Raw genomic sequence first — 13,808 nt, 5'->3', positions numbered from 1 at the left:
TATTTACTTCTGCTTGCCTTTAAATCGCCATTGAAATCGAAGCTTGTCATAGAAAGGAAATTCGATAAACAAGATTCCCAAACCCACACAGAGACTGGCAAGAACATCTGATGGGTAGTGAACTCCCAGATAGACTCTTGATGCCAGCACACTGACTAGGTAGAGGCCAAGGACGATTTGCACGATTTTTCTCCAGACTGGATTTTTCATCCGTTGACTGAGAATGACAATCAGAGTGCCTACCATCAAGGTTACAGCCAGAGAATGGCCACTTGGAAAAGAAAAACCCTTCTCCTCTACCAAGTGTAAGATAGCTGGCCGTGGGCGCTGGTAGATGTTTTTGAAGGTCACGATTAAAAGACCGGCTAAGGCTAGATTACCCGCCATGAAGTAGCTTTCTATCTTCCACTGCTTACGATAAAAGATAAAGGTTGCAATGGCAACCCAGGTGATGATTACTGGGATATCAATCAAATGCGTAAGGGAACGGAACAGAACTGTCAAATAATCTGGCAAGTCCCCACGAATGACAGTCTGAATTGGTTGATCAAAACCGACCAGCGTTTCAGGATAGAACTTAACCATATAGCCAAGAAGGACGAAAAGTAAAAGGGCAAAACTGCCCTTCATTAAAAATGTTTGTTTATCTCTCATAATGTTTTAAGGTTGGTTTCAAGAGGACGTACAACAACCAGAATGAAACGGCAAAGATTATACCTTCAATCAGGTTAAAAGGTAAAACCATGGTCATTAGGTAGTTAGAAAGTCCCAAAATTTTTCCAATATCAAAGTTGGCAAACTGCGCGTACAAAGGAACCGCATAAACATAGTTGAGAGCCAACATAGCAACAGTCAATCCGATGGTTCCCGCTAGAGATGCTAGTAGGAAACGAAGGGTGCTGCGTTCCTTTTTCCAAATCAAGCCAAAAGCGATAACAAAAACTCCCACGGCCACGATATTCATTGGCAAACCAATGTAGGTATTCACTCCCTGGCTATTGAGAAGTAACTTCAAGAGTGATCGCAGCAAGAGAATCCCGAGAGCAGCAGGCAAATCCATCACCACCAAGCCCACAAGGACTGGCAAAATACTAAACTCGATCTTGAGGAAGCTTGCCGCTGGCAAGAGCGGAAAGTCAAAGTACATCAGCACAAATGAAATGGCTGATAAAATCGCAATGGTCGAAAGTCGACGTGTGTTTGTCATAACAGGTTCCTCCAATTTTCTATAAAATCAGAAGAAGTTGGAAAGGATCCCTCTATCTATTCTCACTTTTTATATCCCAAAAGTTCCCCCTCACTCTTTTGAGCAAGCGGTTGCAATTTATCTATAAACTCATCAGAACAGACAAGGCTATTCTTTCGTCTTCTCCCATCCAGACTATACTGTCGGTTGTGGAATCACACCACATCAGCTTGCGCTCGCGGACTTCTTTAACTAAGATATTTTGGAGTAATCTAGGCGTCGCAGTCGAAGATAATACTTAAAGTATATCGAGACAAGACAACGACGAGAAAGCCAAAATAGCTAGTTAAAGTCACCGCCGGTCGGGAATTTCACCCAGCCCTGAAGACCCTTTAATCATAACAAAAAACGCTTGCAAGTGCAAGCATTTTGTTTATTTCAATTTATCCGCTTCATAGGTGTGAACGAGCTCTAAACCAGCAAAATGTTGCTGACGAAGAGCCTCATAGACAATCATGCAGACCGTATTGGAAACATTGAGACTGCGGACATGTTCATCATTCATCGGGATACGGAGAGCTTTCTCAGGATGTTCTCTCATAAAGTCCTCAGGCAAGCCCTTGTCTTCACGTCCGAAGAGAAAATAATGGGCTTCGTCAGTCGATAAATCTGCCTCAGAGTACACCTTTTCCGCGAATTTCGAAATCAGATAGAGTTTACCCTTCATCTGAGACATAAAATCTTCCAAACTGTCATAAAAATGGATCTCTAACTTATCCCAGTAATCCAAACCAGCCCGCTTCATCTTGCGATCATCAATAGGAAATCCCATCGGTTTGATGATGTGAAGGGGAGAATTGGTCGCAGCGCAAGTACGCGCAATGTTACCTGTATTTTGTGGAATCTGAGGTTCAAATAATACAATGTGATTTGTCATGACGGGTTTCCTTTTATCATTGCAAAAAAATAGCCACACTGCCCGGAGTCAAGCTCAGCAAACAGCGTGGTTAAGGCATCGTTAACTTACCTCACAACAGGTTTGAAGTAAATCAGCGAAACTACTTCCTTAGTATAACACTTTCAGAATCATTGTCAATAGAAATGACTTGATTTTTTTACTTTTTTTGATAATATTTCCATACTTAGTCATTCTTTTTCTGAGAAAGGATATTAAATGAGCGAAATCATTTCATATGATAGACATTTCTATGAAAGGTGACCGATTTTATCTTTAAACACTTAAAAAAAGGCTTTTCTTATCCTCTAAAATGCCTTGGCAAGTGCATTTTTTGCGAAAAAAGGGTATGATAGTTACATCATGAAAAAGTAGGGTTTTTATATGAAAATTGTCCTTGTTGGTGGAGGGAAAGTCGGTTTCGCCCTCTGTCGTTCACTGGTTGCAGAAAAACACGACGTTGTCCTCATCGAACAAGATGAGGCTGTTCTCAATCATATTGTCAGTCGCTTTGATATCATGGGACTCCTTGGAAATGGAGCAGACTTTGCTATCTTAGAGCAAGCCGGCGTTCAAGAGTGTGATATCTTTATCGCTCTAACGGAACACGATGAAGTGAATATGATTTCAGCAGTACTTGCTAAAAAAATGGGCGCTAAAGAGACTATCGTTCGAGTGCGAAATCCTGAATACTCCAATACCTATTTCAAAGAGAAAAATATTCTTGGATTCTCACTTATCGTTAACCCAGAACTCCTAGCCGCCCGTGCTATCTCAAATATCATTGATTTTCCGAATGCACTCTCAGTTGAGCGGTTCTCAGGGGGAAGGGTCAACCTGATGGAGTTTGTTGTCAAAGATTCCAGTGGTCTCTGTCAAATGCCAATCTCAGATTTTCGTAAAAAATTTGGCAATATCATTGTCTGCGCTATGGAACGAGACCATCAACTTATGATTCCGAGCGGTGATATCACCATTCAGGATAGAGATAGAATTTTTGTTACTGGGAATCGTGTGGATATGATGCTTTTCCATAACTATTTCAAATCACGTACAGTGAAAAGCTTGCTCATCGTTGGTGCTGGAAAAATTGCTTATTACCTACTTGGCATTTTAAAAGATAGCCGTATTGACACTAAAGTTATCGAGATTAATCCTGAGAGAGCTCGTCTCTTCAGTGAAAAATTTCCAAATCTCTATATCGTACAGGGAGATGGAACTGCCAAAGATATCTTGCTTGAGGAAAGTGCTCCCAACTATGATGCAGTTGCAACTTTGACTGGAGTTGATGAGGAAAACATCATTACCTCTATGTTCTTAGACCGTGTTGGTGTCCATAAGAATATCACCAAGGTGAATCGAACTAGCCTTTTAGAGATTATCCATGCACCTGATTTTTCAAGTATCATCACACCCAAAAGCATTGCAGTGGATACCATTATGCACTTTATCCGTGGTCGAGTAAACGCTCAATACTCAGACCTTCAAGCCATGCACCATCTAGCAAACGGTCAAATTGAAACTCTTCAATTCCAAATCAAGGAAGCTAATAAAATGACTGCCAAACCTCTTTCACATCTGAAATTGAAGAAAGGGGTTCTCATCGCAGCCGTTATCCGAAAAGGAAAAACAATTTTCCCTACTGGAGAGGATAGACTTGAGGTAGGAGATCAGTTACTCGTGACGACCTTATTACCAAATATCACCAAGATTTATGATCTGATTGAGAGGTAAAAGATGAATAAAAGTATGATTCGTTACCTCCTCTCAAAACTTCTCTTGATTGAGGCGGTTCTTCTCCTAGTCCCTGTTAGTGTAGCAACCTATTACCAAGAATCCAGCCAAGTATTTACAGCTCTCTTTACAACAATTGGAATTTTAATACTTCTTGGTAGCTTGGGAATTTTACGGAAACCCAAAAATCAGCGAATTTATACTAAGGAGGGAGTCTTAATCGTCGCCCTCTGTTGGATTCTATGGTCTTTCTTTGGAGCGCTTCCCTTTGTCTTTTCAGGACAAATCCCAAGTGTCATCGATGCCTTCTTTGAAATCAGTTCTGGTTTTACAACTACAGGAGCAACCATTCTGACAGATGTCTCCGTTCTCAGCCGTTCCCTCCTCTTCTGGCGAAGTTTTACTCACTTGATTGGAGGGATGGGGGTACTCGTCTTCGCGCTTGCCATTATGGACAATGCCAAGAATAGTCACTTAGAGGTGATGAAGGCTGAGGTCCCTGGGCCTGTCTTCGGTAAGGTTGTATCCAAACTAAAAAATACTGCCCAGATCCTCTATCTGCTTTATTTAGGGCTCTTCTCACTTTTTGTAGTCATCTACTATCTAGCTGGTATGCCCCTATTTGATAGCTTTGTCATCGCTATGGGAACGGCAGGAACCGGTGGCTTCACCGTCTATAACGACGGAATTGCCCACTACGGCAGCTCACTCATCACCTATCTCGTCAGTATCGGAGTTCTGGTTTTTGGGGTCAACTTTAATCTCTACTACTACCTCATGCTCCGTCGGGTCAAGGCTTTCTTTGGAGATGAAGAACTTCGTACGTATGTAATCATTGTCTTAGTTTCTACCGGCTTGATTACTCTCAATACGCTCCACCTCTACCAAGGTGTCTCTAAGAGTTTTGAGATGGCTCTCTTCCAAGTTTCCAATATCATTACGACAACTGGATTTGGTTACGGAGATATTACCAACTGGCCCCTCTTCTCCCAATTTATCCTCCTCTTCCTCATGGGAATCGGTGGCTCTGCTGGATCAACCGCAGGTGGACTCAAAGTCATAAGAGGACTCATCCTTTCAAAAATCGCAAAAAATCAGATCTTGTCCATCTTATCTCCTCATCGCGTATTGACTCTCCATGTCAATAAAACTGTGATTGATAAGGATACCCAGCACAAGGTCCTAAAATATTTTGTCATTTATGTGATGATTTTACTGTCACTTATCTTCATTCTCAGTCTAGATAACAATGATTTTCTAGTTGTTACCAGTGCTGTCTTCAGCTGTTTTAACAATATCGGACCAATTCTAGGTACAACATCGAGTTTTGCTATCTTTAGTCCCATCTCTAAAATCCTTCTCTCATTTGCAATGATTGCAGGTCGTCTAGAGATTTATCCCATTTTGCTTCTCTTTATGAAACGTACCTGGTCCAAACGCTAATTATAATACAACTCCCCTTTTACAAGCTAGTGAAAGGGGATTTTTTCTATTAAAAATGAGAAGACCTTTCGGTCCTCTCTTAATCTGTTTATTTTTTAAGAGCTTCCTTGTAACGAGCAAGTTCTGCTTGATTGGCCCAAACATAGTGACCTGGACGAATTTCCACCATAGACGGCTTGTCTGTCTCATAGTCATGTTGGCTAGGATCATAGACTTTCAAGACCTTCTTACGTTCCAAGATTGGATCTGGAATCGGTACAGCAGATAGAAGTGCTTGAGTGTACGGATGAACAGGATTGTTAAACAACTCCTCTGTCTCCGCTACTTCAACGATAACACCCTTATAGATAACTGCGATACGATCTGAGATAAAGCGAACAACTGACAAGTCATGCGCGATAAAGAGATAGGTCAAGCCCAATTCTTTTTGAAACTTCTTGAGCAAGTTCAAGACTTGCGCACGAACAGATACGTCCAAGGCAGAGATCGGCTCATCCGCAATAACGAAATCAGGTTCCATCACAAGAGCACGAGCAATCCCGATACGCTGACGTTGACCACCAGAAAACTCGTGTGGGTAACGAGTCAAGTGCTCTTTCAAAAGACCAACTTCATGAATCATCTTTTGAACTTTTTCTTTTCGCTCTTCTTCATCTTTAAACAAGTGATAGTTGTAAAGACCTTCAGAGATGATATAGTCAACCGTCGCACGTTCATTCAAGCTGGCTGCAGGGTCCTGGAAAATCATCTGGATACGACGGATCAAGTCTGAAGATTCCTTATGAGATTTTTTCCCATTGATCTTATGACCGTCAAAGATGATTTCACCTTTACTAGTATTATTCAAACCAATAATGGCACGACCAATCGTCGTTTTCCCACTACCAGATTCACCAACAAGAGAAAAAGTTTCTCCCTTGTTGATAAAGAAGTTAGCGTTTTTAACGGCAACAAACTTCTTACTTCCTTCACCGAAGGAAATTTCTAAATCTTTAATTTCTACTAATTTTTCAGACATTTCCTTCCTCCTAGTCTTCTAGATGAGCAAAGCCCATTTTATCACGAATTTTATCATGTAAATCTGCGATGATTTCTGGTTTTTCAACCTTAGGAGCATTCTCATGAAGCAACCAAGTCTTAGCCCAGTGAGTATCAGTGACTGAAAACTGAGGCGCTTTCTGTTCAAAGTCAATTTGCATCGCATAATCTGAACGAAGGGCAAAGGCATCACCTTTCAACTCAGTATAAAGAGACGGTGGTGTTCCAGGGATAGAGTACAATTCCCCTTTATCGTCAGCAAGCTGAGGCAAGCTAGACAAGAGACTCCAAGTATATGGATGACGTGGGTCGTAGAAGACTTCCTCAACAGTACCGTATTCTACAATTTCACCAGCATACATAACCGCCACCTTATCGGCAATACTTGCTACCACACCAAGGTCATGGGTGATAAAGATAATGGTGAAGTGGTACTCATCTTGCAAAGTTTTAAGCAAATCAATGATTTGCGCTTGAATGGTTACATCAAGGGCCGTCGTTGGCTCGTCACAGATCAAAATATCTGGGCGACAAGCAAGGGCAATCGCAATAACGATACGTTGGCGCATCCCTCCAGAATATTGGAAAGGATACTCGTCAAAACGTTTTTCAGCGTCTGTAATTCCGACCTTGTTCATATAGTCGATTGCCATTTCTTTGGCTTCCTTAGCTGTTTTCCCTTGGTGTTTAACGATAACTTCTGTGATTTGGCTACCGATTGTATTAATTGGATCCAAACTTGTCATTGGGTCTTGGAAGATGGTCGCAATTTTAGCACCACGGATTTTCTCCCACTCTTTGTTTGAAGTCAAGGCTGTCAAGTCTTGTCCACGATAATCGATGCTTCCTTGGGCAATGCGCCCATTGTCTTCTAACATCCCTGTAAAGGTTTTTGTTAATACAGATTTACCAGAACCAGACTCACCTACCAAGGCAAGAACTTCTCCTTCAATCAGTTCTAGAGAAACGCCTCTGATAGCCGTCAGAACCTTGTCACGAACGTCAAATTCCACGACGATATCGCGAGCAGTCAAAATTACATTACTTTCTTTTGTCATGTCTACTCCTATCTATGTGTACGTGGATCACTAGCATCCGCTAAGTTCTGACCAACAACGAATAGAGATAGGGATACCAAAATCAAGGTTGTCAATGGAATCCAGAACAAGTACGCGTTGGTCGTAACGTTTTGTGAGTAATCTGAGATCAAACGTCCCAAACTTGGCACTGTTACAGGCAACCCCAATCCAAAGAAGGAAAGGAAAGCCTCATAAGAGATAAAGCTTGGCAACATCAAGGTCATTGTAGAAACAATAACAGATACCAATTGTGGCATGATATTTTTCACGATGATTTTGAAGGTTGGTGTTCCAAGTGTTTGAGAAGCAAGGTTGTATTCCAAGTCACGGTAACGCATGATTTGAATACGAATTGAATAAGCAATACCAATCCAAGTCGTCACACTCATAGCGAAGATCAAATTCCAGAAACCAGCACCAATTGAGTAAGTCAAGACGATAACAATCAAGAGAGATGGAATGTTTGAAATAATGTTATAAACTTCCATCATGACGCGGTCAACAGATTTTGAAATTCCCCAGATTCCACCAACAATCACCCCGATCACAAGGTTGATAAAAGTAGCAATTACAGAAATGAGGATAGAATTACGCGCACCAAACCAAACTCCATCAAACAAGGATTTACCATTGCTATCAGTACCAAACCAGTGTTCGGCATTGGGCTTAATAAAACGAGCGCTAAAGTCATTAACCTTACTTACATCGTTAAAGTCAAAGTCTGAAAACATCGGATAGATAAAACTCATCAAAATAATAGCTACCAATATTCCCAACATAATGACTGTTGATTTTTTCTTTAAAAACTGTCTAAATACAGAGCCCCAGTAAGAGTAGGCAGGAGCATCAATCGTTTCAGAGGCAAAATCATCACGTTTTACGAACTGAAATTTTTCTTTATCAATTGTTGACATTATTTGCCTCCTTTCTCTGTCAATTTAATACGTGGGTCAAGCATAGTCATCCAGATATCTCCTACAAAGAGTGAGAAGATAGAAATACATGTAAAGATGAAGACGAGACCAACTACCATTGAGTTATTTGATGCCTTAACCGAGTCAATCAACATTTTACCCATACCTGGGAAAGCGAAGACTGTTTCTGTCAATGTTGCACCACCAATAACCCCGATTACGGCACCTGGAATACCTGAAACCAAAGGAACCATAGCATTTTTAAAGACGTGTTTATTTGAAATTTCTTTTTCAGATAAACCTTTTGCACGAGCAAAACGGACGAAGTCTTGAGATTGCAAATCAATCATATAACGACGAATCCAGATTGCTGTACTTGGTGCTCCCAGCAAACCTAGAATGACTGCTGGCAAGACATAGGAACGCCAATCTCCAGCACCTAGGATAGGGAATGAGTCTGGAAGACCAATAGATGATCCAATCAAGCGAACGATATAAACCAAAGCAATCGTTGGAAGTGCAAGCAAGAAGGTTAGAGCACCTGTTGAGAAGCTATCAATCCAAGTATTCTTGTGGCGAGCCATAGCAGATCCAAGAGGAATCGCAATAGCATACGAAATAACCAAACCAATCAAACCAGCAACAGCTGAGCTTGCAATCATAGATGGATATTGGTAGTTACTTTCTGTAGCTGTATATGGATCGTCCTTACCATAGTTAGCTATTTCACGCGCATCTGCTTGACTTGGAGATTTGTAGGTACGAGAGTAAATATCTACAGACGAAGTCTTTTTACCCGTAGGGAATTGAACTTCTGATGTCTTGGTTTGTCCTTGGCCTTGTGTGATAACTTGAAGCACTGGCGTGTTTGCATAAGTTGGGTAAGAGTCACCCAAGTTAATGTTCACAAAGTTTTGGTGTACAAACGGGAATTGATTGTTGAAATACAAAAGGTATTTATGTTTGGTACCTGAACCAACCAATGACCAACCGATAGCAGGGTCATTTTCAAAACGAAGATAACGTTCCAAGTTTGGATTTTCAGGGTCTTGAATCTTGTTTGTATGATCAATATCAAGTAAGTTCGCATAGAATTTGAAAACACGTTCAAAAATCGGAATTTCACGCGTAGCATAGAACTGACCACTCTCTGAAAAGACACCTAACGTCCAACCATTACCGAGTTGGTTGACGTATTTTTCGTAGATTGCCTTATTGGTATCATTGGCATCTACTGTTACAGATGAGTCCATTGTGCTAGCTTTTTCTTGCAACTCCTTAGTATCGTAGTACTCGATATAGCCCATACGTTCATAAACGGTATTCTCATAATTATCCCGCTTATCTGGAGTCGTTGCAATCTTGTTGTAGTTGGTATCCTGCTTGAAAATCAGTTTCCGAGGAACCATCGTATAGATAATCGTGTAGGTCAAGGTTGTCACCAAGAAAATAGACAACAATGAGCGCAAGACACGCATAAAAATATATTTTTTCATATCGTTTCCTTTTAAAATCCCAAAAGAACCTTCTCCTCATGGAGAGAAAGTTCTCTTGAGAGTTATTTATTTAACGTGATTAGCCAATTCTTTTTGAACTTTTTCGTTTGATTCTTTTTTCTCTTTAAGCCATTTTTCACGAGCTTGTTCATAGTCAGCTTTGGTTACAACCTTGTCTTGTAACTGGATATACTTGAAGTATACATCTGAACCCTTATCTCCAGATTGACTGTATGATGCAGAGAATGGCACCACACGAGAAATGAATGGTGCTGCTCCACTACCTGACATAGCAGGAAGGAAGAGAGAGCTATCTGTCAACCATGCTTGAGCAGCCGCGTATTTTTCATAACGAACATTCAAGTCGCTTGTTTCTTTAGCAGCTTCATCAACTAACTTATCGTATTCTTTCAAACCAACTTGTGCAGCCGCTGCATTTGCTGGATCGTCATAACCCATATAAGTTTTTGTTTGCTCGCTATTAGTTGTTTTCAAGATATCAAGGTAAGTTGATGGATCTTCATAGTCTGGGTTCCATCCAACTGCTCCTGAGAGATCCCAATCTTCTGCTGCAGCGTTTGCAGCATAGTAAGTGATATTGTTCAACTCATCTTTAGAAATTTGTTGAATATCAATGACTACATTGCCTTCACCAAGTACTGTTTCAACGGATTGTTTGAAGGATTGGATACGTGCGATATAGTTCTTATTAGTTTGGTCTACTGGGATATCCAAGTGGATAGGGAATTTCACACCTTCTGCTTCCAATGCAGTCTTAGCTTTGGCAAATTCAGCTTTGGCTTTATCGGCGTTGAAGAGTCCATCTTGACCATCCGCAAAGTTTACGTTCTTCCATTCATCACCATAAGCAGTCATCTTATCAGTTACCAAGTCACCGAAAGTTTTTTCGCCTGCTGAGACAAAGGTAGGTTTCACAAAGAGGTTACGAACTGCAAGAGGGGCACCTTCCTTACCATTTACTTGAGCTGAGTAAGAAGTACGGTCAAAGGCAAAGTTCAAAGCCTGACGGAAGTCTTTGTTAAGAAGGGCTTTCTTAGTAGAAGTCTTTTCTTCATCAGTTGTCTTAGAAGTGTATTTGTAACCTTGACGGTCAATATTCACACCTAGACCAAAAACTCCAGGTCCTGATGGAGTGTAGAAGATATTTTCCTTGTAGGTTTCTTCTACTTTAGAATAGTTTGAACTTGTTGGGAAGAGACGGGCATAGCTATAAGCTCCACTTGTAAAGTTACGTTCAATTGACTCTTGGTCTGACCCATCATAGAAAGCAAGGGTAACTTTATCAAGGTGAACATTATCCTTATCCCAGTACTGCTCATTCTTAGCAAATTCGATAGAAGATTTAGTAGTCAAACCTTTTAGCAAGAACGGACCATTATAAAGCAAGGACGTAGGATCTGTTGCTTTGGCAAAATCTGATCCTTTTGATTTTTCAAAATCTTCGTTCAATGGCCAGAAGATTGAATAAGCCATCTTAGAGTTCCAGTATGGTTCTGGTTGGTTCAAGGTATACTCAAGAGTATAATCATCAACTGCCTTCACACCTACCGTAGAAAAGTCTTTTGAATTTCCAGACAAATAATCAGACAATCCTTTAACAGAAGTTTCTGCTAAATATAGGGCTTCGGATTTCTTATCTGCTGCGTGTTTCAAACCATTTACGAAATCTTTAGCTGTTACTTCAGCGTACTCTTCTCCATCAGATGTCATCCATTTAACACCTTTACGGATTTTGTAGGTATAAGTCAAACCATCTTTTGAGACTGACCAATCTTCTGCCACTGCGGGAGTCAAATTCCCATATTTGTCATTTGTGAAGAGACCATCAATACCATTTGAAGTGGCAATCTTAGTACTTTGTTTACCTGAAATGAGGTAATCCAACGTTTCTGGGTCAGCTGAATAGATATAACCATAATTTTTTGGCGCTGTTGAATCAGATGATTTTGAAGAACCGCAAGCAGCTAGTACTCCAGTTGCTAATAAAGCAACTCCTGCTGCAACAAATACTCTACTTTTTTTCATGTTTTTAACTCCTCTTGAAAAATTTAGGCTTATTGAAGATTATAACATATATCTTCTAAAAAGTAAACGAATTTTCAGAATATTTAGGCGTGCATCCATAAAAAACTTTCATTTGTCAAATTTCTTTATTCTTTGTTTGCTATCTATCGAGTCATAAAGCAAACTTAATGTTCATAAAGCCTGATTTTCAGGTTTCCTTTCTCCATTTTCTACCCAGTCAGAAAGGGCAATCTTCTAAATTGGATTTTCGATTAAGAAACTATTGACGGGAAATGATTTTCAAGGTATAATAATAAACGTTGAGGCGGTATAGCCAAGTGGTAAGGCACGGCTCTGCAAAAGCTTGATCGTCGGTTCAAATCCGTCTACCGCCTTTCAGTACCTGAATTAACAGGAATTAACCGAATGAAAAGCCCGTAGAATCGGGCTTTTTTGTTATTCCAAATAGATAGGATAACTGTATCTACCATATAGATTTACAAAAAGCAGCGACTCAAGTCACTGCTTTATTCTATTTCTTCTTCAGTCTCTATTTCAGTGATTTGAACTTTTACCTTGGTAACACGTCCGTTTTTCACCTTGTCATTGGTTAGGATGATTTGTTTGTTTTGACTGACCAATTCATAACTGAGTTTTTCAGTCGTTGGAATCATTCCCACACCCGTCAAATAATAACCGGCGATGGTATCAACATCATCACTTTCCAATTCTACATCAAAGTAGTCATTAAAATCATTAAGATTCATGGTACCTTGAACGATATAGGTGTCTTCTCCTATTTGATGGACTTCAATTTCAGCCTTGTCAGTCTCATCATCAATCTCACCAACAATTTCTTCTAAGAGGTCTTCCAGAGTTACCAAACCAGCCATTCCACCGTATTCATCTAGTAAGATGGCCATTTGATTTTGGGTATTTCGAAGTTCTTTAAGGAGATCGTCCACAAAGATAGTCTCAGGAACAAACAGTGGCGTTTGGAGAATTCGTTTCCAGACAATATTGTCAAATCCATCCACAAAAGCGGCATTCAACAAGCGCTTGGTGTGAATCAAACCAATAACATTATCCTTATCCCCATCATAAACAGGGATACGTGAGAAATTTTGCTTTAAAATACTCTCGATAATCGTTTGACTGTCATCCTGAATATCCACCATAAAGGCATCTGTTCGAGGCACCATTACCTCACGAGCCATTAGTTCATCTAAAGAAAAGACTCCCTGTAGCATTTCAATCTCATCTGCATCCAGTGTTTCTTCACTATTGGTGAGCATATACTCAATTTCATCACGTGTCATCTTTTCATCCGCATCATCAAAGGTCATTGGTGTTAAACGACTTAACAAATTGGTTGAAGCAGATAACAGCCAGACAAAGGGACTGACAATCTTTCCAAGACCAATAATAATTGGTGCTGTTCGAATTGCCAAAGCATCTTTCAGATTGAGGGCAATCCGTTTAGGATAGAGTTCCCCAAAAACAATGGAAATATAGGTCAAAAACGCTAAAGATAGAAAACTTGCAATAGCGGAAGCTGTTTCACTATTCCCTATCCAAGAGGCAATTACTTGTCCAAGTGTATCTGCCAATTTTGCCCCTGACAAGATCGTGATCAAGGTGATACCGACTTGAATTGTTGATAAAAAGTGGTTAGGATTTTCAAGTACCTTTAACAAACGAATGTAACGTTTGTCTCCCTCTTCTGCCTTTTGTTCTACTCGGGAACGGTTTAGTGACACCATTGCCATCTCAGTGGCTGAGAAAAAAGCATTTAACAAGGTCAAGATAAATAATAATACAAACTGTAGCAACAAATTCTGACTGCTCGGGTCTTCCATAGTCCTTCTCCTAAAATAGTATCTTGTGTTTCATTATATCATAAAATTCTTCAGGATTCACATTATTTTTCATTTAAAC

Annotated in this window: 11 protein-coding genes, 1 tRNA gene and 1 riboswitch; of the genes, 3 read left to right on the top strand and 9 right to left on the bottom strand. The window is 40.2% G+C overall.

Features of this window, described 5'->3' with window-relative positions:
• Positions 1-3 precede the first annotated feature (3 nt).
• The 3 genes from ACXYSL_RS07440 to ACXYSL_RS07430 form a co-directional block, all read right to left on the bottom strand.
• Positions 4-654, bottom strand: a complete 651-nt coding sequence (locus ACXYSL_RS07440) for a phosphatase PAP2 family protein (RefSeq protein ID WP_458624387.1) — start codon at positions 652-654, stop codon at positions 4-6.
• A complete protein-coding gene (locus tag ACXYSL_RS07435) occupies positions 644-1,207 on the bottom strand; it encodes an ECF transporter S component (RefSeq protein WP_458624386.1) in 564 nt (187 codons plus the stop codon). The genes ACXYSL_RS07440 and ACXYSL_RS07435 overlap by 11 nt, the downstream gene beginning before the upstream one ends.
• A 153-nt stretch (positions 1,208-1,360) precedes the next feature.
• Positions 1,361-1,579, bottom strand: a riboswitch (FMN riboswitch).
• Positions 1,580-1,619: 40 nt separating this feature from the next.
• Entirely contained in the window at positions 1,620-2,123 is a 504-nt protein-coding gene (locus ACXYSL_RS07430; RefSeq protein WP_000181362.1) for a tRNA (cytidine(34)-2'-O)-methyltransferase, read from the bottom strand.
• Between the two features lie 402 nt (positions 2,124-2,525).
• Between ACXYSL_RS07430 and trkA the strand changes: the two genes are divergently transcribed.
• The gene (trkA, locus tag ACXYSL_RS07425) at positions 2,526-3,875 is read left to right on the top strand and encodes a Trk system potassium transporter TrkA (RefSeq protein ID WP_458624385.1); all 1,350 of its coding nucleotides are present in this window, start codon (positions 2,526-2,528) and stop codon (positions 3,873-3,875) included.
• Positions 3,876-3,878: 3 nt separating this feature from the next.
• Positions 3,879-5,318: a TrkH family potassium uptake protein gene (locus tag ACXYSL_RS07420; RefSeq protein WP_458624384.1), complete on the top strand. Its 1,440-nt coding sequence runs from the start codon at positions 3,879-3,881 to the stop codon at positions 5,316-5,318.
• 88 nt (positions 5,319-5,406) lie between these two features.
• Here the strand turns inward: ACXYSL_RS07420 and ACXYSL_RS07415 are convergent, their stop codons facing one another.
• From ACXYSL_RS07415 to ACXYSL_RS07395, 5 genes are all read right to left on the bottom strand, one after another.
• Positions 5,407-6,336, bottom strand: a complete 930-nt coding sequence (locus ACXYSL_RS07415; RefSeq protein ID WP_247946723.1) for an ATP-binding cassette domain-containing protein — start codon at positions 6,334-6,336, stop codon at positions 5,407-5,409.
• Between the two features lie 10 nt (positions 6,337-6,346).
• A complete protein-coding gene (locus ACXYSL_RS07410; protein WP_458624383.1) occupies positions 6,347-7,414 on the bottom strand; it encodes an ABC transporter ATP-binding protein in 1,068 nt (355 codons plus the stop codon).
• 8 nt (positions 7,415-7,422) lie between these two features.
• Positions 7,423-8,349 carry an oligopeptide ABC transporter permease OppC gene (oppC, locus tag ACXYSL_RS07405; RefSeq protein ID WP_000103693.1) on the bottom strand — a complete coding sequence of 309 codons (927 nt, stop codon included), beginning with the start codon at positions 8,347-8,349 and terminating at the stop codon, positions 7,423-7,425.
• Positions 8,349-9,845 carry an ABC transporter permease gene (locus tag ACXYSL_RS07400; protein WP_458624382.1) on the bottom strand — a complete coding sequence of 499 codons (1,497 nt, stop codon included), beginning with the start codon at positions 9,843-9,845 and terminating at the stop codon, positions 8,349-8,351. Before ACXYSL_RS07400 ends, oppC begins: the two co-directional genes overlap by 1 nt.
• Before the next feature lie 66 nt (positions 9,846-9,911).
• Entirely contained in the window at positions 9,912-11,891 is a 1,980-nt protein-coding gene (locus tag ACXYSL_RS07395) for a peptide ABC transporter substrate-binding protein (protein ID WP_458624381.1), read from the bottom strand.
• Positions 11,892-12,194: 303 nt separating this feature from the next.
• Between ACXYSL_RS07395 and ACXYSL_RS07390 the strand changes: the two genes are divergently transcribed.
• Positions 12,195-12,265 (top strand) — tRNA-Cys (locus ACXYSL_RS07390).
• A gap of 132 nt (positions 12,266-12,397) precedes the next feature.
• Here ACXYSL_RS07390 and ACXYSL_RS07385 read toward each other — a convergent pair.
• Positions 12,398-13,729 (bottom strand): hemolysin family protein, encoded by a 1,332-nt coding sequence (locus ACXYSL_RS07385; protein WP_458624380.1) that lies wholly within the window; start codon positions 13,727-13,729, stop codon positions 12,398-12,400.
• Positions 13,730-13,808: the final 79 nt, after the last annotated feature.

It is taken from the genome of Streptococcus sp. V913, assembly GCF_054353455.1.
The sequence above is the reverse complement of the archived record's forward strand: the minus strand, read 5'-3'. Positions and strand labels throughout refer to the sequence as shown.

What these genes read in the sequence shown, in the direction of transcription:
- ACXYSL_RS07440 (WP_458624387.1), bottom strand. Translation starts at nt 654, where the DNA reads ATGAGAGATAAACAAACATTTTTAATGAAGGGCAGTTTTGCCCTTTTA.
- ACXYSL_RS07435 (WP_458624386.1), bottom strand. Translation starts at nt 1,207, where the DNA reads ATGACAAACACACGTCGACTTTCGACCATTGCGATTTTATCAGCCATT.
- ACXYSL_RS07430 (WP_000181362.1), bottom strand. Translation starts at nt 2,123, where the DNA reads ATGACAAATCACATTGTATTATTTGAACCTCAGATTCCACAAAATACA.
- trkA (WP_458624385.1), top strand. Translation starts at nt 2,526, where the DNA reads ATGAAAATTGTCCTTGTTGGTGGAGGGAAAGTCGGTTTCGCCCTCTGT.
- ACXYSL_RS07420 (WP_458624384.1), top strand. Translation starts at nt 3,879, where the DNA reads ATGAATAAAAGTATGATTCGTTACCTCCTCTCAAAACTTCTCTTGATT.
- ACXYSL_RS07415 (WP_247946723.1), bottom strand. Translation starts at nt 6,336, where the DNA reads ATGTCTGAAAAATTAGTAGAAATTAAAGATTTAGAAATTTCCTTCGGT.
- ACXYSL_RS07410 (WP_458624383.1), bottom strand. Translation starts at nt 7,414, where the DNA reads ATGACAAAAGAAAGTAATGTAATTTTGACTGCTCGCGATATCGTCGTG.
- oppC (WP_000103693.1), bottom strand. Translation starts at nt 8,349, where the DNA reads ATGTCAACAATTGATAAAGAAAAATTTCAGTTCGTAAAACGTGATGAT.
- ACXYSL_RS07400 (WP_458624382.1), bottom strand. Translation starts at nt 9,845, where the DNA reads ATGAAAAAATATATTTTTATGCGTGTCTTGCGCTCATTGTTGTCTATT.
- ACXYSL_RS07395 (WP_458624381.1), bottom strand. Translation starts at nt 11,891, where the DNA reads ATGAAAAAAAGTAGAGTATTTGTTGCAGCAGGAGTTGCTTTATTAGCA.
- ACXYSL_RS07385 (WP_458624380.1), bottom strand. Translation starts at nt 13,729, where the DNA reads ATGGAAGACCCGAGCAGTCAGAATTTGTTGCTACAGTTTGTATTATTA.